The sequence below is a fragment of the uncultured Bacteroides sp. genome, from assembly GCF_910585845.1.
Taxonomy (GTDB): domain Bacteria; phylum Bacteroidota; class Bacteroidia; order Bacteroidales; family Bacteroidaceae; genus Bacteroides.
Genome location: NZ_CAJUHF010000009.1, coordinates 55,663 through 73,775, shown reverse-complemented (window position 1 = coordinate 73,775; position 18,113 = coordinate 55,663). Strand labels below are relative to the sequence as shown.

The 18,113-nt window shown below is 49.7% G+C and carries 17 protein-coding genes; 9 read left to right on the top strand and 8 right to left on the bottom strand.

The window, feature by feature from the left end:
• Positions 1-47: 47 nt before the first annotated feature.
• The 4 genes from QZ323_RS04505 to yihA form a co-directional block, all read right to left on the bottom strand.
• Positions 48-2,255 carry an anaerobic ribonucleoside triphosphate reductase gene (locus tag QZ323_RS04505; protein WP_294633171.1) on the bottom strand — a complete coding sequence of 736 codons (2,208 nt, stop codon included), beginning with the start codon at positions 2,253-2,255 and terminating at the stop codon, positions 48-50.
• A gap of 464 nt (positions 2,256-2,719) precedes the next feature.
• Positions 2,720-3,814: a TlpA disulfide reductase family protein gene (locus QZ323_RS04500; RefSeq protein WP_294633169.1), complete on the bottom strand. Its 1,095-nt coding sequence runs from the start codon at positions 3,812-3,814 to the stop codon at positions 2,720-2,722.
• A gap of 346 nt (positions 3,815-4,160) precedes the next feature.
• A complete protein-coding gene (locus tag QZ323_RS04495; RefSeq protein WP_294633168.1) occupies positions 4,161-4,772 on the bottom strand; it encodes a DUF4923 family protein in 612 nt (203 codons plus the stop codon).
• A gap of 106 nt (positions 4,773-4,878) precedes the next feature.
• A complete protein-coding gene (yihA, locus tag QZ323_RS04490; RefSeq protein WP_294633166.1) occupies positions 4,879-5,484 on the bottom strand; it encodes a ribosome biogenesis GTP-binding protein YihA/YsxC in 606 nt (201 codons plus the stop codon).
• A gap of 530 nt (positions 5,485-6,014) precedes the next feature.
• On the opposite strand from yihA, the gene QZ323_RS04485 reads away from it, so the two are divergent.
• The 9 genes from QZ323_RS04485 to QZ323_RS04445 all read left to right on the top strand — a co-directional run bounded on the left by QZ323_RS04485 (position 6,015) and on the right by QZ323_RS04445 (position 14,237).
• Complete coding sequence (locus tag QZ323_RS04485; protein WP_294633164.1) at positions 6,015-6,356, top strand: hypothetical protein; 342 nt, start codon at positions 6,015-6,017, stop codon at positions 6,354-6,356.
• 254 nt (positions 6,357-6,610) lie between these two features.
• Positions 6,611-7,225: a recombination mediator RecR gene (recR, locus tag QZ323_RS04480; RefSeq protein WP_294633163.1), complete on the top strand. Its 615-nt coding sequence runs from the start codon at positions 6,611-6,613 to the stop codon at positions 7,223-7,225.
• A gap of 246 nt (positions 7,226-7,471) precedes the next feature.
• Positions 7,472-7,915 (top strand): hypothetical protein, encoded by a 444-nt coding sequence (locus QZ323_RS04475; RefSeq protein ID WP_294633161.1) that lies wholly within the window; start codon positions 7,472-7,474, stop codon positions 7,913-7,915.
• A 16-nt stretch (positions 7,916-7,931) separates the two neighbouring features.
• Positions 7,932-9,155, top strand: a complete 1,224-nt coding sequence (locus QZ323_RS04470; protein WP_294633159.1) for a glycosyltransferase family 2 protein — start codon at positions 7,932-7,934, stop codon at positions 9,153-9,155.
• Between the two features lie 126 nt (positions 9,156-9,281).
• Positions 9,282-9,818 carry a GNAT family N-acetyltransferase gene (locus QZ323_RS04465; RefSeq protein ID WP_294633157.1) on the top strand — a complete coding sequence of 179 codons (537 nt, stop codon included), beginning with the start codon at positions 9,282-9,284 and terminating at the stop codon, positions 9,816-9,818.
• 239 nt (positions 9,819-10,057) lie between these two features.
• The gene (gene lepA / locus QZ323_RS04460; protein WP_294633156.1) at positions 10,058-11,839 is read left to right on the top strand and encodes a translation elongation factor 4; all 1,782 of its coding nucleotides are present in this window, start codon (positions 10,058-10,060) and stop codon (positions 11,837-11,839) included.
• A 206-nt stretch (positions 11,840-12,045) separates the two neighbouring features.
• Entirely contained in the window at positions 12,046-13,353 is a 1,308-nt protein-coding gene (nhaA, locus tag QZ323_RS04455; protein ID WP_294633154.1) for a Na+/H+ antiporter NhaA, read from the top strand.
• A 250-nt stretch (positions 13,354-13,603) separates the two neighbouring features.
• Positions 13,604-13,903, top strand: a complete 300-nt coding sequence (locus QZ323_RS04450; protein WP_294633153.1) for a nucleotidyltransferase domain-containing protein — start codon at positions 13,604-13,606, stop codon at positions 13,901-13,903.
• Positions 13,896-14,237 carry a HepT-like ribonuclease domain-containing protein gene (locus QZ323_RS04445; RefSeq protein ID WP_294633152.1) on the top strand — a complete coding sequence of 114 codons (342 nt, stop codon included), beginning with the start codon at positions 13,896-13,898 and terminating at the stop codon, positions 14,235-14,237. Before QZ323_RS04450 ends, QZ323_RS04445 begins: the two co-directional genes overlap by 8 nt.
• Positions 14,238-14,353: 116 nt before the next feature.
• Here QZ323_RS04445 and QZ323_RS04440 read toward each other — a convergent pair whose 3' ends face one another.
• The 4 genes from QZ323_RS04440 to QZ323_RS04425 form a co-directional block, all read right to left on the bottom strand.
• Positions 14,354-15,709: a DNA recombination protein RmuC gene (locus tag QZ323_RS04440; protein ID WP_294633151.1), complete on the bottom strand. Its 1,356-nt coding sequence runs from the start codon at positions 15,707-15,709 to the stop codon at positions 14,354-14,356.
• A 2-nt stretch (positions 15,710-15,711) separates the two neighbouring features.
• Positions 15,712-16,566, bottom strand: a complete 855-nt coding sequence (gene map, locus QZ323_RS04435) for a type I methionyl aminopeptidase (protein ID WP_294633149.1) — start codon at positions 16,564-16,566, stop codon at positions 15,712-15,714.
• A gap of 88 nt (positions 16,567-16,654) precedes the next feature.
• Positions 16,655-17,554, bottom strand: coding sequence for a LysR substrate-binding domain-containing protein (locus QZ323_RS04430; protein WP_294633148.1), 900 nt, complete (start codon positions 17,552-17,554; stop codon positions 16,655-16,657).
• Positions 17,555-17,581: 27 nt separating this feature from the next.
• The gene (locus QZ323_RS04425; RefSeq protein ID WP_294633147.1) at positions 17,582-18,076 is read right to left on the bottom strand and encodes a threonine/serine exporter family protein; all 495 of its coding nucleotides are present in this window, start codon (positions 18,074-18,076) and stop codon (positions 17,582-17,584) included.
• Positions 18,077-18,113: the final 37 nt, after the last annotated feature.

The window sequence follows — 18,113 nt, the reverse complement described above, 5'->3', positions numbered from 1 at the left end:
TTAATTTAAAATTTAGAAGGAGTGTATCTTTGAATTCAATCAAATACTTACTCATGCACAACCCTGTCGTTCAGCTCCGCCAGTTTCGCCTTGTTCCAGCGGTCGGTGGTACCTACGAGGTAGCCGGTGATGCGCTGCAACTTGTCGATGTGGTTGCTGCCGCACTTCGGGCAGACTTCCAGGTTGGGCGTGGAGTTCTCGTAGCCGCATTCGAGGCAACGGTTGCGGTTATGGTTCACTGAGCCATAACCGATGTTGTATTGGTCCATCATGTCCACCACGCGCATGATGACCTCCGGATTGTGGGTCGCGTCGCCGTCTATCTCCACGTAGAAGATGTGTCCGCCGCGTGTCAGGTCGTGATAGGGCGCTTCGACTTCCGCCTTGTGGCGTGCGCTGCACTTATAGTAGACGGGCACGTGGTTGGAGTTGGTGTAATAATCCTTGTCCGTGATGCCGGGCAGTACGCCGAATTTCTTCCGGTCTACCCGTGTGAACTTGCCCGACAAGCCCTCGGCAGGCGTGGCAAGCACGCTGTAGTTGTGCTGGTACTGCTCGGAGAACTGGTTGGCACGGTCGCGCATGTAGGTCACGATCCGCACGCCTAACTCCTGCGACTTCTCCGATTCGCCGTGATGCTTTCCGGTGAGTGCCACGAGACATTCCGCCAGTCCGATGAAGCCGATGCCCAGGGTTCCCTGATTGATGACCGGAGCTATGGTGTCGTTCGGTTTCAGCTTTTCGCATCCCACCCACAGTGCCGACATCAGCAGCGGGAACTGCTTGGCGAATGCCGTCTTCTGAAACTCCATGCGTTCGTGCAGCTGGCGTGCGGTCACTTCGAGCATCCGGTCCAGTTTGGCGAAGAACTTGGCAATGCGCGTCTCTTCATCGGCTATGTCCATGCATTCGATGGCGAGGCGTACAATGTTGATGGTAGAGAACGAAAGGTTTCCGCGTCCGATGGAGGTCTTCGGTCCGAAACGGTTTTCGAATACCCGCGTGCGGCATCCCATCGTGGCGACTTCGTGTTGATAGCGTTTCGGATCTTCCGCTTTCCACTCTTCGCTTTGGTTGAAGGTGGCGTCCAGGTTCAGGAAGTTCGGGAAGAAGCGGCGTGCCGTCACCTTGCAGGCAAGCTGGTAGAGGTCGTAGTTGCGGTCTTCCGGCAGATAGCTGACGCCCCGTTTCTTCTTCCATATCTGGATGGGGAAGATGGCGGTTTCGCCGTTGCCCACGCCCTGATAGGTGCTTTTCAGCAGTTCGCGGATGATGCAGCGTCCTTCGGCGGAGGTGTCCGTTCCGTAGTTGATGGAGCTGAACACGACCTGGTTGCCGCCGCGCGAGTGGATGGTGTTCATGTTGTGGATGAACGCTTCCATCGACTGGTGCACGCGTGCCACGGTCTTGTTGACGGCATGTTGCACGATTCTCTCTTCGCCGTCAAGGCCGTCCAGCGGCTGTTGCAGGTAGTCGTTAAGTTCTTTCTGATAGAGGTGTGAGTAGTCCTTCCCGTTCAGTTCCTCCAGGTTCTTGACCTCTTCGATGTAGCTGTTGCGCACGTAGGGAGCCAGATAGAAGTCGAATGCGGGGATGGCCTGACCGCCGTGCATTTCGTTTTGGGCGGTCTCCAGTGAGATGCAGCCCAGGATGCTTGCGGTTTCGATGCGTTTTGCAGGGCGCGACTCACCGTGTCCGGCAGAGAATCCGCAGCTCAGTATGCGGTCCAGCGGGTGCTGTACGCAGGTCAGGCTCTTGGTGGGATAATAATCCTTGTCGTGGATGTGCAGATAGTTGTTGTTCACGGACTCCAGCACCTCCTCGCTCAGCAGGTAGTCGTCTACGAAGGGTTTGGTGGTTTCGCTGGCGAATTTCATCATCATGCCTGCCGGAGTGTCGGCGTTCATATTGGCGTTTTCCCTTGTGACGTCGTTCGATTTGATGTCTATAATCTCCAGAAACATGTCGCGGGTCTTGGCTTTGCGGGCGATGCTGCGCTGATTGCGGTAGGCGATGTACTTCTGTGCTACATCTTTGCGGCTGCTTTTCATCAGTTCCATTTCTACGGCATCCTGAATGGCTTCCACCGTCATCTGTGCGTTTCCTTTGAAAGATATGTGGTCGGTGATTTGCCTTATCAGTTGCATGTCTTCGCCTTTCTCCGTGTGCATCATGGCTTTGCGGATGGCGGTGATAATCTTCTCTTCGTTGAAGCCGACTATGCGTCCGTCTCTTTTGACTACAGTCTGTATCATGATTTGTTTTTAAAGGGGTTATTCGTTTTCTTATTTTATGGAATTGTTCGTCTGAAAAATGACTTTGCAAAGGTATAAACTTATCCCCAAGTTTTTTGTTTTGGAAAACTTTTCTGTAGTTAAAATGTATTAATCGGCTGATTGTTAGATGTATTCTGCTTTGTTTTGGAGAACTTTGCGTTTTTCTTGCTTTTTCGAAATTGCTCAAAATGGAAAACTCTAACTGATAGGAAGATAGGGGAGGGGAGGATTTTTTAGGGGGGAGTTATTGGGTTGAAGGAGTTGTTCGGTTGAGGTAGTTATTGGGTTGAAGGAGTTGTTCGGTTGAGGTAGTTATTGGGTTGAAGGAGCTGTTCGGTTGAGGTAGTTATTCGGTTGAAGGAGTTATCGGAAGTAATGGCTTCTTCAACCCGATAACTCCTTCAGATATAATTTTACTTCTTCAAATATATCTTATAATAATCTTACTTAATCACCTCTGCCAGCTTCTCCAGCAGCTTTTCGCCATGCAGGCCGCGTGCGATGATGGTTCCTTCGCCGTCGATCAGTACGACGTGGGGGATGCTGCTGACTGCATAGAGGCGTGCGCCTTCGCAGTTCCAGTATTTCAGGTCGGACATTTGCGGCCAGGTGATGTTCAGCTTTTCGATGGCGCTTTTCCAAGCCTCGGCGTTTTGATCCAGGGATACGCCTACGATTTCAAATCCTTTGTCTTTATACTTGGCATACGCTTCTACCAGATTCGGCATTTCGCGGCGGCAGGGTCCGCACCAGCTTGCCCAAAAGTCCACGAGCACCACTTTGCCTTTGCCCACGTAGTCGGAGAGTTTCACCGGTTCTCCTTCGGGGGTATTCATGGCGAAGTCCGTGAATGTGCGTCCTACGGCGGTAGCCTTCATCTTTTCTACGTTCTCCTTGATTAGGATGATCATCTCGTCGTTTTCGAACTGTGCCGGGATTTGCGGCATCAGCGGATCGAGTTCTTCCACGTTGAAGTTGTAATAATTTTCTTTCAGCAGTTGGATACCTACAGCGTTGGTGATGTTCTTGAAGATGCCTTTCTTGTTGATTTCGCTCATCTTTTCCGTCAGGGCTTCTACCTCTTTCATTTTGGCTTCGCGTTGTTCGGCAGTGAGGGCGGTGTCGGACATGGCCTTGAAGAGCTCGTTCAGCTGGCTGTTTACTTCGTTTATCTGAGATCTGATTTCCTGATATGCATTGTTGTTCGGTGTTCCGGTTGCCGAGTCATTATTCCGGGTCAGCTCGATGTTGATGTTGCCGTTTTCGAGGAAGAAGTTCATCAGGAGATTCTCTTTGCCTTCGGGTGCCCAAATCACGTAGCAGTTCATAGCTGTGTCCTGCGTGCCTTTGAAGGTGAATGTTCCGTTGGTGATGACAGCCGAATCCAGTTTCACCATATTCCGTTTTTCTCTCTTTTGCAGGTACACGGTCTCGCCGTCGGCACCTCCTTCTACAGTTCCGGTCACTACATAACCTTTGTTTCCGCTACAGGCAGTCATCATGGCAGCCACAGCGAGCAGGTAGGTAAATTTTTTCATTGCTTTTGTTGTTTTATAAAAAATGATATTCTTTGCGAAGATAGTGCAAACCGGGAATAAAATAAAACGAATCTGTTCATTTCTTTGTGCCGGGGTGCAGCCGCTCTTCGTTTCTAAGCGGCAAAGATAATCCATATCTCTGGAAAAATCAATCGGAAACGGAGAAAAGGTGTTGGGACATTGCCACTTAATATACCGTTGGGGCATTGCCTTCAAGTGACAATGCCCCAACAATATAGAAAAAAAAGGGTGCACGGTTATTCTCTATGTATGCTTGTCCTTCTTTATTGTACCTTTATGTATGCTTGTTCTTCTTTATTGAGTCTCTATGTATGCCTGTTCTTCTTTATTGTGCCTGCCCTTCCTTGTCGAGCGAGAAGCCCAGCATCATGCCGTCATACTTGCTGGCAAGCGAGCTGATGGTATTCAGAGTGGCATTGCTGCTCTTGCTGGACAGGAAAGTGATCAGCTTCAGCAGCTTGTCCGAGTTGAACAGCAGGTCCATGTCGCTGGATGTGCAGTTCACTTTGGCGTTCATGTTTATCAGTTTCACGAATTTCATGGTGACCTGCTTTTCGTTGGCGTCGTAGGTGTATGTACCTTTCAGGGTCTTGCTTCCCAGTTGGGCGTTGAACGTGCTGTCGGCGGCAAAGGTGAAGCTGAGCAGACCGGGTTTGATGCCCACCTTGCTCAACTGTTCGTTCAGTTTGGCTTCGGCGGTGGTGGCGGCAACGGTTCCGCCGGCTTTCATCAGCAGGTTGTCCGACTCAAATTCGATGGCGGAACCAGTATAAACCCATGTCCCCGTCATGTCAACTGTATTCTTACCCGTGACGGCGTTGACCACTTTCTCTACATTTTCTTTGTTGAACAAATCTTTCAACGATTGTGCCTGGCTGTCGGCGGGTGCCAGCAATAAAGCGGCGAGGACAGCCAGTGAAAACATTCTTTTCCTCATTTAACTAATCATTTATTATAAGTTTCGTAAGAAATCTATGCGTCGCAGTTGTAGTAGTTAAAGTAGTTAACTACTACATGCTTATTACTTGCGAAACTTGAGTCATTTATTTGGCATTTATCTCTTTGTTGATGCTCTCTATATAGTTCAATAGCTCTTCCCTGCCCATTTTGTTTTCGGAGGAGGTCACGAAATAGGGGGGAAGCTCTTCCCACTGCTCTTCCAGCTTCTTCAGGTACTGCCGGATATTGGCGTTCAGCTTGCCGCTTTTCAGTTTGTCGCTTTTGGTGAAGACGATGGAGAAGGGCACTCCGTGCTCGCCCAGCCACTCCATGAACTCAAGGTCGATGCTTTGCGGGTCGAGGCGTGAGTCGATGAGCAGGAAGAGGTTGGTCATTTGTTCGCGTTTCAGGATATAGTCTTCGATGATCCGTTGTATTTGTGCCACGCCCTGTTGGCCGCGGCGGGCATAGCCGTAGCCGGGCAGGTCGACGATATACCAGTTGCTGTTGATTAGGAAGTGGTTGATGAGCATTGTCTTTCCCGGAGTGGCGGAGGTCATGGCAAGTCCTTTGCGGCCGGTCAGCATGTTGATGAGACTGGACTTTCCTACGTTGGAACGTCCGATGAAGGCATATTCGGGCAGTGTTCCCGCCGGACATTTCTTTACGTCTGTATTGCTGATGATAAATTCGGCATTGGTTATTTTCATTGTTCTTGTCAAATTAAGATTCTTAAAACTCCCGATGACTTCTGCATATAAATCATTCAGGATAAAAGACGGATACCCTTGCAGGAGCATATCTCCTTGTTCTTAGGGTGGCAAAGATAACACTTATTTCAGAAACGGACATAACTTTTTCCTAATTTGGTTATCTTTACCCCTTGTAGTCAAAACAGGATTGAACTGTGTGCCGATTGTTCCTCTCTTTTGCGGAAAGAAGCAGGGCACTATATCTGTCCTCCCACCTTGATAATCAAAACTTTCGTCTGACGAATTATCTTTCAGCCACTTGGCATGCTGCCAATAACAAGATTGTTCTCTTCATAATTTCATGCTGATTAGTTCAAATTGTCATACATAAGGTTGATAAGAAATATTGGCTCAAGCCGAAATATTCCTGAATGCAAAGATAAAAAGTTGTTGTATGACAAAGGCTGGATAATATCGAGGATTAATGAGATAATATCGATAAATGGTACTGAATGTAGGGTTGGCTATTCTGTCACTATTACGTCCATTTGTACGAAGAGACGGGGCTTAACGAGAGGTTGCTTGACGAATGGGAGTTTCCCGTAGAGATTCCGGCAGAAGAGATGGACTTAATGTTGATTCGCCGTCTTTGTGAGATCGATCCCTACATAAGTTTACCTCAATCCGCCCCTGCCATCTATGACAACAAATTTACACTACAACGCAGTCTTCTACGCAACAGGCAATGTAACTTTTGCGATAAGGTGGAGTCGCGTGGTATTGTACTCCAGTTGTTGGCACGTTTTTTTGAAGCAAGCAGGACCTCGTCCACACTGCAAGGACAACCGTATCAGGATAGCCATCGGATATATCCGAAAACATATTTGTGAATCCATCAAAATAGAGCAACTGGCGGTACAGGCTTGTCTCTCAAAAGAAGACTGAACAAAATTCAAACAGGCTCTAAATAGGTTGGGCTTTTTATTTTCTTGATGTTCTTTCATTGATTTTCTCTCATTCTCGTTTTTTTGCACTATCTTTGTTCTCTAAAATAACGAAGATAGGTTGCAACCGGCAATTGGTGAGCAAACTTCCATGACGTTCGTTTGCACTATCTTTGCCTCCTGATAGCTTAATTTTTAGTATGAACGGACAATTTCCCTCGATATTATTGGAAAAGGCGGTGAACGAGTTCGCCAAGCTGCCCGGAGTGGGGCGGAAGACTGCCATGCGCCTGGTCTTGCACCTTCTGCGGCAGGACACGGCGGCGGTGGAGGCTTTCGGCAATGCCATCGTCACCCTGAAGCATGAAGTGAAGTACTGTAAGGTTTGCCATAACATCTCGGACACGGAGACCTGCCGCATCTGCGCCAATCCGCAGCGGGACGCATCGACGGTTTGCGTCGTAGAAAACATACGCGACGTGATGGCGGTAGAAGCCACGCAGCAGTTTCGCGGGCTGTATCATGTGTTGGGCGGAGTGATTTCGCCAATGGACGGCGTAGGACCGGGCGACCTGCAGATCGAAAGCCTTGTGCAACGCGTGGCAGCTGGTGGAATAAAGGAGGTGATCCTGGCACTCAGCACCACGATGGAAGGAGATACGACCAACTTCTACATCTATCGCAAACTGGAAAAGACGGGCGTGAAACTGAGCGTGATTGCCCGCGGCATCTCCATAGGCGATGAACTGGAGTACGCGGATGAAGTGACGCTGGGACGGAGCATCGTGAACCGGACTCCTTTTTCGGGGAATTGAAAGCAGAGAGTCGGGAATCTGAAAACGGAAAATCAGGGACCTGATAATCAAGAATCGAGAACCTGAGAATTGATAATCGAGAACCTGGCAGTTAAGGATCAAGGATCTGACAATCAAGGCTCAAGAACCTGATGGCTAGGGCTCAAGGATCTGATAATCAAGATTCAATAGACTGATGGTCAAGACTCAAGAAAGAGAAAGCCAAGAACAGAACTTTAGAACAAGAACAGAACTTTAGAAAGAGAAATGGAAGAACAGATAAAACATGTGGCAGCATGCCAGAAAAGATGGTTCATCGGCTTTTGGTTGCTGCCGATAGTGAGCATGCTGATCGGCGAGAACTGCGAGAACTGGGTAGGCATGTATGCCGCCGATGCGCGTACCGTTTATATTTCGGAAGCATTGGACATCTTGCTGACCGCAGTCTGCGTACCCGTATCACTGAAACTGTTTGCCTGGGTGCTGACGCATAAGATTGACGCGGTCGGCATCTCCGACGCCTTGCGTCTTTATTCGTTCTGGAGCAAGGTGCGTCTGGGACTTCTGGCATTGCCGGTGCTGGCAGGCTTTGCCGTCTACTATCTGATGCTGAGCAACACCGGTGTGCTTTGTGCCTTTATCGCCCTTACGGCATCTTTATTCTGCCTGCCCGGTGAGGCACGCCTGCGTAAGGAATTGTGCATCGATTAAGGGGGGAGAGAACCGGATGAAGCTCTCTATTGTCATCGTCAACTATAATGTGAAGCATTATCTGGAGCAATGCCTCTGTTCCGTCTACAAAGCTGTGGACAATCTTCAGGCAGAAGTGCTGGTGGTGGACAATGCGTCGACCGACGGCTCGGAGACATACCTCACCGGACGCTTCCCGCAACTCACCTATATACAAAACAAGACAAATGTCGGCTTTGCCCGTGCCAACAATCAGGCGATCCGGCAAGCCACGGGCGAGTATGTGCTGCTGCTGAATCCCGACACCCTGCTGCCGGAAGATATGCTGGAGCGGGCAGTCCGGTTTATGGACGACCATCCGCGTGCCGGAGCCACCGGAGCGAAGATGCTGACGTCTGACGGGAACTTTCTGCCCGAATCGAAACGCGGCTATCCTACCTTGACTGCCACTTTCGGCAAACTGACCGGATTGGGCAGGCTTTTCCCACGCTCCAAGGGATTGGGCGGTTACTACTGCAACGGGCTGCATCCGGACGCCGTCCATCAGGTGGAAGTGCTGGCTGGTGCGTTCATGCTGTTGAGGGCGTCTGCATTGGAAAAGACCGGACTGCTGGATGAAGACTTCTTCATGTATGGCGAAGACATCGACCTCTCGTGCCGGATGGTTGAGGCGGGGTACGAGAACTACTATCTGCCTTACCCGATGCTGCACTATAAAGGAGAAAGCACGTCGAAAGATACCTACCGCCATGTGCGTGTCTTCTGCGGAGCGATGGACATATTCTTCTGCAAGCATGGCAGGAGATACGGTGCCGTCGGTCGTATGCTGGTTCGGGCGGGCATTCGTCTGCAAATGTATATCCGTTTGTCGATGCTTTTCCTGAAACTAACATTACTTTCTCTGAAGCATGCCTCCTTTTCCGGAAGTAAAGGGACCACCCGATGGCAGTATCCGCAATCTCCCCGTTTTCTTGTTTTTGGCGAAGAAGCAGCGGTCCGCAGCCTGCGTGCCTTGTTCAAACGCAACGGGCTGACCGGCAGGCACCATTTTGTAGTCTCCAACGAAACCTCTTCTGCCGACGGGCATGGAAGCATGTTCATCTCACTGAAAGGGTTTACGCACGTGGTCTATGACTGCCGCGCCTTCTCTTTCTCGACAATCATTCGTTTGCTCTCCCTCCATCGCCAGACGGGATTGCGTCTCGGAATCTATAATCCGGAGAGCCGCGTACTGGTCACTCCCGAAGAATGCTATGTATGACAAAGAGTGTTACATCAGACAAAAAGTGTTACATCAGACAAAGAAATACTATGTATGACAAAGAATGCTACATATAATACATATAATAAAGAATACTATATCTGACAAAGAATACGATATACGACAATGAAACATAACTATTTTATAAGCGATCATGTCCGCCTCCGTGCCATGGAGCCGGAAGACCTGGAACTGATCTACGAAATGGAGAACGACCCGCAAGAATGGGATATCAGCAACTTTACCGTACCCTATTCGCGCTACGTGATGAAGCAATACCTGCAAGATTCGCAATGCGACATGTTTGCCGACAAACAGCTGCGCCTGATCATCGTGCGCCTTGAAGACGGCCGTCCGATAGGCACGATCGACGTGACGGATTTCGTCCCGATGCATTCGCGCGGAGAAGTGGGCATTGTGCTCCGGAAAGAGTTTCGCGGGAAAGGGTATGCCAAGGAAGCGCTGACCCTGCTTTGTGATTATGTCTTCGACTTTCTGCGCCTGAGGCAGCTCATCGCCCATATTGCTACGGACAATGAGGCAAGCCTGCACCTGTTCGCCTCCTGCGGATTCGTACAGTGCGGAGTGCTGAAGGACTGGCTGTGTGTGGAGGGGCACTTCGAAGATGTGGCGTTGCTGCAGCGCATCCGGACGGATCAATAAAGCGGATTGCCGTGCATTTGTTGATGCTGTGCACTTATTGATGCCGTGCGGCAAACTTTCATTGACACAATATTTTCATTTCTACAGACTTTTCGTATTTTTGCAGAAAAAAAGGGAAGTTGTCCGGCATAAAGCCATGATTAGCTGTGCTTGGAGTCCTGCCGATTAAAGCCGGTGCTTGGACAAGAATGTTTAGTAATAAATGATATAAAAGATATATTTTAAGAATAAGATAGAAGATGAAGAATATACGTAATTTCTGCATTATAGCCCACATTGACCACGGCAAGTCTACCTTGGCAGACCGTTTGCTTGAGTTTACCAATACGATACAGGTAACCGAGGGCCAGATGCTTGATGATATGGATTTGGAGAAAGAGAGAGGGATTACCATCAAGAGCCATGCCATCCAGATGGAGTACATGTACAAAGGTGAGAAATATGTTCTGAATCTGATTGATACTCCGGGACACGTGGACTTCTCGTACGAAGTTTCCCGTTCCATCGCCGCTTGCGAAGGAGCACTGCTGATAGTGGATGCCTCGCAAGGCGTGCAGGCACAGACCATCTCCAACCTCTACATGGCCATCGAACACGACCTGGAGATTATCCCCGTCATCAACAAATGCGACATGGCAAGCGCAATGCCCGAAGAGGTGGAAGACGAAATCGTAGACCTGCTCGGCTGCAAGCGTAGCGACATCATCCGTGCCTCCGGCAAGACAGGCATGGGCGTGGAAGAGATACTGGCAGCAGTGGTCGAACGCATACCCCATCCCGAAGGCAACGAGGAAGCCCCCTTGCAGGCGCTGATTTTCGACTCTGTATTCAACTCTTTCCGCGGCATCATCGCCTATTTCAAGATTGTGAACGGCGTGATCCGCAAGGGAGACAAAGTGAAATTCTTCAATACCGGAAAGGAATATGATGCCGACGAAGTAGGCGTGCTCAAGATGGACATGGTGCCACGCCAGGAGTTGCGCACAGGAGACGTGGGATACATCATCTCCGGCATCAAGACCTCCAAGGAAGTGAAAGTGGGCGATACCATCACCCACATATCTCGCCCCTGCACGGAGGCAATCGCCGGATTCGAAGAGGTGAAACCGATGGTCTTCGCCGGTGTGTATCCGATTGAGGCGGAGGACTTCGAAGACCTGCGCTCTTCTTTGGAGAAACTGCAACTGAACGATGCCTCGCTGACCTTCCAGCCGGAGTCGTCGCTGGCATTGGGATTCGGATTCCGTTGCGGCTTCCTCGGACTGCTGCACATGGAGATCGTGCAGGAACGCCTCGACAGGGAGTTCAACATGAACGTGATCACCACAGTGCCGAACGTTTCCTACAACATCTATGACAAGCAGGGACACATGACGGAGGTGCATAACCCCGGCAGCATGCCCGATCCCACAATGATAGACCGCATCGAAGAGCCTTACATCCGGGCTTCCGTCATCACGACCACCGACTATATCGGCCCCATCATGACCTTGTGCCTCGGAAAACGCGGCGAGCTGGTGAAGCAGGAGTACATCTCGGGCAATCGCGTGGAGATCTACTACGATATGCCCCTGGGCGAAATCGTCATCGACTTCTACGATAAGTTGAAAAGCATCTCTAAGGGATATGCCTCCTTCGACTACCATGCCCACGGGTTCCGCCCCTCCAAGCTGGTCAAGCTGGACATCCTGCTGAACGGCGAGCCGGTGGATGCCCTTTCCACGCTGACCCACTTCGACAATGCCTACGAACTGGGACGCCGCATGTGCGAGAAGCTGAAAGACCTGATTCCGCGGCAGCAGTTCGACATCGCCATACAGGCAGCCATCGGTGCCAAGATCATTTCCCGCGAGACCATCAAGGCTGTGCGCAAGGACGTGACGGCAAAATGTTATGGAGGTGACGTCAGCCGTAAGCGCAAGTTGCTGGAGAAGCAGAAGAGGGGAAAGAAGCGCATGAAGCAGATCGGTAACGTCGAAGTGCCGCAGAAGGCGTTCCTTGCCGTCTTGAAGCTGGATTGATGATATATAGTGTCTTACTGATGATATATCGTGTTTTATTGATGATATAAGTGTTTTACTGATGACGTACAGTGCATTAATCGATGATGTGTAGAGCTTTAATTAACGATGTGCAGAGTGCTGATCGATGAAGTGCAGAATCTTAATTGGTGAGATACAATATTTTAACTTAAGAAACTTGAATTAATACTTAAATCTGATAGAGAATGATTACCCTACGTTCCCTGAAAAAACTCTCGTCGCTGAATGCGGCGGCGACCATTTTGTTTTTGGCGGCCATCCTTGCTGCCGTTGTTGCTAATTCTTCGCTGGCTCCGATCTATCAGAGCTTCTTGTCGCAGGAGTTGCATTTGCGTGTCGGAGACTTCAACCTGCTCTCGCACGGCGGACACAACCTGACGATGATAGAGTTCATCAACGACTGCCTGATGACCGTCTTCTTTCTGGCCGTAGGCTTGGAGATAAAGCGTGAGTTGCTGGTAGGGGAGCTTTCTTCGTTCCGGAAAGCGATCCTGCCGTTCATTGCGGCATGCGGGGGCATGATATTTCCCGTGATAGTCTATTCGTTTCTGGTCGCTTCCGGCACGCCCGAGACACAGGGTATGGCCATTCCGATGGCTACCGACATTGCCTTCTCGCTGGGTGTGCTGAGTCTGCTGGGCAATCGGGTTCCGCTGAGCCTGAAGATATTCCTGACGGCTTTTGCCGTGGTAGACGACATCGGCGGCATTCTGGTGATTGCCATTTTCTACAGCGCGGAGGTGGCATACGGCTATCTGATTGCGGCAGCTGTGCTTTATGCTTTCCTATATTATATGGGTAAGCGGGGCGTGACGCAGAAAATCTTTTTCCTGTTCTTTGGGCTGATCATCTGGTATCTGTTCCTGCAGTCGGGCATCCATAGCACCATATCCGGTGTGATACTGGCATTCGTCATACCCGCCCGTCCGCGGCTGAATGCGGGCAAATACATAAGGCGTATCCGTTCCATTATCGGCACCTTCCCGGTCATGCAGTCCGATAACATCGTCCTGACCAACGAGCAGATTGCGACTTTAAAGCAGGTGGAGCGGGCTTCCGACTGTGTCATCAGCCCTTTGCAGTCTTTGGAAGACAACCTGCATGGGACGGTGAACTTTGTGATACTTCCCTTGTTTGCTTTTGCCAATGCAGGCGTGGTGTTCAGTGGGGGTGGAGATGTTGTCGGAAATGTAGCTATAGCTGTCGGTTTGGGACTGCTGTTGGGTAAGTTTATGGGCATCTACCTGTTTACTTGGCTCTCCATCAAGAGCGGGCTTGTCCGCATGTCCGAGGGGATGAATTGGAAGAATATAGCCGGTGTGTCACTGCTGGGCGGCATTGGCTTTACGGTGTCTTTGTTCATAGCCAACCTGTCGTTTGCCGGTGCTTATCCGGAGCTGCTGAACCAGGCAAAGTTCGGTGTGTTGTGTGGTACTGTCGTTGCCGGGATACTGGGGTATATTGTACTCTTCCGGGTGCTTCCTAAGAAATAAAATTGTGGGCTTCTGATGCTTCTCGATAGGGAGATGAAGAGATTCGTCCCGTGAGATGAAGAAAACAGTCTCGCGAGGCGAAAAAAATAGTCTCGTGAGACGAAAAGAATGGTCTCGCGAGACGAGAAAAAGCGTTCCGTGAGGTGAAAAAAACGGCGTGTTTCCGAAATGCAAGATTTGTATTTTATCACTTTGATTAGTTGTTAGATACATTAGAATTTATTATTTTTGTATCGAAAGGATAAACTATATGAAACTGATTGAAAACAATATTCAGAGAATCATTGCTTTGTGCAAGGAGCATAAGGTGGGGAAGTTATTTGTTTTTGGTTCTATTCTAACCAATCGTTTCAACGAAAAAAGTGATGTGGATATGGTTGTTGACTTTGACAAAGTGGATTTGGAGGATTACGCAGATAACTACTTTGATTTTAAACTTTCATTGGAAGATTTGTTGGGCAGGGAAGTTGATTTATTGGAAGATAAGGCAATTCGCAATCCTATATTGAGGAAAAATATTGATAAGTCTAAACGGTTGGTTTATGGATGAATATATTGAAAAGCATTTGATTGATGTACTTAATGCAACTATCGAAGTAGAAAGCTATTTTGCTAATGTTTCCAAGCTATTTCAAGATTTTCAAAAGGATATGCTTAGGCAACGGGCTGTTGAACGAAATGTAGAAATCATGGGAGAAGCCATTAATCGAATATTGAAAGTTGACCCTAATTTTAAACTGCCAAATGCTAAAGCGATTATTCATACTAGAAACAGAGTAATTCATGGATATGATAGTGTTACTACCGAATTTCTCTGGAGTTTGATTATAAGACATATTCCAGCACTTAAAAAAGATGTGGAGAATATTTTGGCAAACAAATAATTTTATAGTCAAACAGAAATATCCTGAGAATATTTCTGTTCTTAGGAGTTAAAGGTCAATAGATTTTGAGTTTTTAAGTTACTCGCATTAGTACGGCAACTTACAAACTTATCAACTTACATCTCTCCGTCCGCCGTCTCTTCTCCTTCCTCCATCGCCTCATCTTTGGGCAGCAGTTTGGCCGATATTCGTTTCTTGGGGGTGAGGCTCATGTTTCGCAACATTTCCGCCTGTCTGACAACACTTCCGTTTCCGTCGGAAAGCTGGTTGAAGGCACGGTCGTAATCTCTTTGCAGCCCAGTCAGCCTGTCGCCGATGCTCAGGAAGGTGTCGGTGAAGCCGACAATCTTCTCGTATAACGCTGTGCCCCGTTTGATGATGGCCTGCACGTTCTTCACCTGATTCTCCCGCTTCCAGAGGTCGAGGGAGAGGCGCAGGGCACTGATGAGATTCGTAGGACTCATCAGCACAACTTTCTTATCGTAGGCGTATTCCCAAAGATTGCTGTCGCTCTGTATGGCAAGCAAGTAAGCCCCTTCGGTGGGGATGAACATCATGACGAAATCCGGTGCCTTGATGTCGTAGCGGGAGTAGTCCTTCCGGCTTAGCTCGTCTATGTGGGCACGCACCGATTGCAGATGCGCTTTCAGCAGGCGCGCCTTTTCGTCTTTGTCTTCGGCAGAGGTATAGGCACTGTAGGCGGTGAGGGAGACTTTGGAATCAATAATCATCTCGCGGTCGTCGGGATACTTGACCAAGACATCCGGTTGCATCTTCTGTCCGCTCTCCTCGTTGGTGAGCATCTCGCCCCGTTCGTCCTTCAGGAACTCCTGCCGGAAGTAGTGCTTACCCTCAATCAGGCCGGATGCCTGAAGCAGACGCTCCAGAATCATTTCCCCCCAGTTGCCCTGCATCTTCGAGTCGCCTTTCAGGGCACGCGCCAGGTTGTTCGCCTCCTCGCTGAGGCGGTTGTTCAGGTCCACCAGCTCCTTGATGCGTTCGCCCAGCGAGAAACGCTCCTTGGCTTCGGTGCTGTAGACTTGTTCCACCTTTTCGCGGAAGTCTTTCAGGTTTTCGCCCAAAGGACGGAGCAGGGAGTTCAGATGCTCGGCATTCAGACGGGTGAAGTCCTCCGTCTTGCTCTGGAAGATGCGGTTGGAGAGGTTTTCAAACTCGATGCTCATGCGCTTGTGCAGGGCTTCCGCCTCTTCTGTCTGTAGCCTCAGCCGCTCTTCCCATTGCCGTTGCTGTTCCATCAGCCTGAGGTTGAACGATTTCTCCTGTTCCGACAGCCGTTCGGCGGTGACGGCATGTTCGCGGGCGATGCGCTCTTCCGAAGTACGCGCCATCAGCTCTTCCCGTTCGCGGGCGGCTTGCAGCTGGGCTGACAGGGCGGCGCTTTTTCGTCCGGCGGTGAGATAGCCCACTCCTGCGCCTGCCGCCATTCCGATGAGTAGAAAAACGAACTCCATATTTATTCCGTCAAGATTTCGTTTCCGTTTTCAGTAATCAGAAGCATGCTTTCCCACTGTGCCGAGGGTAGTCCGTCGTCGGTGAATACGGTCCATCCGTCCGCCTCGTCGATGAAGACTTCGTAGCTTCCCATGTTGATCATCGGCTCAATGGTGAACGTCATGCCCGGCACGATGAGCATGCCCGTGCCCCGTTTGCCGAAGTGCTCCACGTCCGGCTCCTCGTGGAACTTGATGCCTACGCCGTGTCCGCAAAGGTCGCGCACTACGCTATAGCCGTTCTTTTCGGCATGTTCCTGGATGGCGGCTCCCACGTCGCCGAGGCGTGCCCACGGTTGCGCAGCCTGCACGCCGATGTCGCGGCACTCTTTCGCCACTTGCACCAGGCGTTGCCATTCGGGTCTCACGTCACCGATCATGTACATGCGCGAGGCATCCGAGAAATAACCTTTGTAGATGGTGGAAACATCCACGTTCACGATGTCCCCACTGCGCAGGAACTCCTTGGTGCTCGGGATGCCGTGGCAGACGACGTCGTTGATGCTTACGCACACGCTTTTCGGGAATCCCTCGTACAGGAAGGGGGCGGGGATGGCGTCGTGGTCGGTCGTAAACTCATAGACCATGTGGTCGATTTCTGCGGTGGACATGCCTTCGCGTATGTTTGCCGAGATGTAGTCCAGCAGGGCTGTATTGATTTTTGCGCTTTCGCGTATGCCTGCCAGTTGCTCTTCGGTGCGCAGCAGATGGCGCAACGGGAGCTTGTAACCTTCTCTCTTATAGCGTTGTATCTTGGCTTCTACTTCGTCGGAATAGTTTTTAGGAGTAAACCGGACTCCTTTACTGAACTTTTTCATCTGTCTCTTTGATTTTATAACGGTGCAAAAGTACGTAATTCATCTTAGAGCAGCTTTAGAAGCTGTTTAAATTTTGCTTAAAAAGCTGTTATATCCATGAGTTCTGCCGCTTCTTGACGATGAGCGATTCGCTCAATAATCGTATAAACTCTTTCATGGAATGTTTGTGATACGTGTCCTTGAGGATATGGACGCAGCCTATCATTTCGTTGTCCGGTACGTCAAGGGGAACAGCTTTCACGTCGCACTCATTATAGATGGAGTCTTCGGCAAGCACGGTCACCAAGTGGGTCTGGCGTATGAGTTTCAGCAGGATGTTCACTTCGTTCAGTTCGATACGAATCTGGAAATCGTTGTACGTAGTCACAAGGCTGTCGAATGCGTTCCGTGCCTGCAATCCTTTCGATGGCAATGCCAATTCATATTTCCCAAGCTCTGCCAGAGTGACTTTGTCTTTTGAGGCAAGCGGGTGAGTGCTGCTGACGATGGCCGACAGGCTGTTTTGGAACAAGATGTGCGATTCCACATCAGCCACCGGTTTCGTAGGCTTGAAGGCAAGCACGAAATCCAAATCCCGTTTGGCAAGCAGCTCCATCAGTTCGCTCATGGGCTTGTAGATGATGTTGAGTTTGATGTGCGGATACATCTTCATGAAAGAGATTACCGTTTCGGTCAGTATCGGGCTGAAAGAATAGGTGATGCCGATGTTCAGCGTGCCGGTCAGCAATTTCTGCAAATCGTGTATCCTGTCTGCGCAGGTCTCGGCGTCATGGATAGTTCGCAAGGCGAAGGGCAGCATCTCTTCTCCGGCCTCGGTCAGGCGTATGGAATGGCTGTTTCGCAGGAAAAGCTGTACGTTCAGTTCATCTTCCAATTGCTTTATCTGTTGCGATAGCGAGCTTTGCGCTATGTTGAGGGCTTTTGCCGCATCAGAAAAGTTCAGTGTCTCGGCGGCTTTGGCAAAGTATCTTAACTGTCTTAATTCCATAATAATACAAAGATAGTGATAATAAGTTTATCTCGTAGCCGTAAACGAAAGTTTTTTGAACAGGAACACCGGTATAGTGGCTCCTACGACCATTCCTAAAATGATGAACGCACTGGTCAGTCCGTTGTAGGTCAGTAGATAGAAATAATGCCCGAAGGCTTCCTCCTGCGTGTGGTACAGACAGGAGAGCAGTGCCTCTATCGTGCGGTAGGCATACATTCCCGGTATCATGGGCAACAAAGCCGGGAAGAAACAGACTTCGGCAGGGCACTTGATGCGTGAAGCGAACAGCACGGCAAGCACACCGATGGCAAATGCCGCTACCGTGCTGGCGGGGATAATATGCATCCCTTCAAGTTCGGGCAAAGTCAGAACGTAACGGATAGAATGGCCGGCTGCGGCAATCAGGGCGCAGGTCAGGTAGGCACGCCGTGGCGTGTTGCTGATGCTGGAAAAACCGATGGCTGCTATCGCTGAAAACAATCCGTCCTCTAAAATATTTATTAATATATCATTCCACATAAGTTGTCTAATCGCATAAGCTGTCTAATTACATAAG

Excerpts from the sequence above, each read along its gene's own strand:
- QZ323_RS04505 (WP_294633171.1), bottom strand. The coding sequence starts at position 2,255 with ATGATACAGACTGTAGTCAAAAGAGACGGACGCATAGTCGGCTTCAAC.
- QZ323_RS04470 (WP_294633159.1), top strand. The coding sequence starts at position 7,932 with ATGAAGCTCTCTATTGTCATCGTCAACTATAATGTGAAGCATTATCTG.
- map (WP_294633149.1), bottom strand. The coding sequence starts at position 16,566 with ATGAAAAAGTTCAGTAAAGGAGTCCGGTTTACTCCTAAAAACTATTCC.
- QZ323_RS04500 (WP_294633169.1), bottom strand. The coding sequence starts at position 3,814 with ATGAAAAAATTTACCTACCTGCTCGCTGTGGCTGCCATGATGACTGCC.
- QZ323_RS04475 (WP_294633161.1), top strand. The coding sequence starts at position 7,472 with ATGGAAGAACAGATAAAACATGTGGCAGCATGCCAGAAAAGATGGTTC.
- QZ323_RS04440 (WP_294633151.1), bottom strand. The coding sequence starts at position 15,709 with ATGGAGTTCGTTTTTCTACTCATCGGAATGGCGGCAGGCGCAGGAGTG.
- QZ323_RS04425 (WP_294633147.1), bottom strand. The coding sequence starts at position 18,076 with ATGTGGAATGATATATTAATAAATATTTTAGAGGACGGATTGTTTTCA.
- QZ323_RS04445 (WP_294633152.1), top strand. The coding sequence starts at position 13,896 with ATGGATGAATATATTGAAAAGCATTTGATTGATGTACTTAATGCAACT.
- QZ323_RS04450 (WP_294633153.1), top strand. The coding sequence starts at position 13,604 with ATGAAACTGATTGAAAACAATATTCAGAGAATCATTGCTTTGTGCAAG.
- QZ323_RS04430 (WP_294633148.1), bottom strand. The coding sequence starts at position 17,554 with ATGGAATTAAGACAGTTAAGATACTTTGCCAAAGCCGCCGAGACACTG.
- recR (WP_294633163.1), top strand. The coding sequence starts at position 6,611 with ATGAACGGACAATTTCCCTCGATATTATTGGAAAAGGCGGTGAACGAG.
- QZ323_RS04495 (WP_294633168.1), bottom strand. The coding sequence starts at position 4,772 with ATGAGGAAAAGAATGTTTTCACTGGCTGTCCTCGCCGCTTTATTGCTG.
- nhaA (WP_294633154.1), top strand. The coding sequence starts at position 12,046 with ATGATTACCCTACGTTCCCTGAAAAAACTCTCGTCGCTGAATGCGGCG.
- yihA (WP_294633166.1), bottom strand. The coding sequence starts at position 5,484 with ATGAAAATAACCAATGCCGAATTTATCATCAGCAATACAGACGTAAAG.
- QZ323_RS04465 (WP_294633157.1), top strand. The coding sequence starts at position 9,282 with ATGAAACATAACTATTTTATAAGCGATCATGTCCGCCTCCGTGCCATG.
- lepA (WP_294633156.1), top strand. The coding sequence starts at position 10,058 with ATGAAGAATATACGTAATTTCTGCATTATAGCCCACATTGACCACGGC.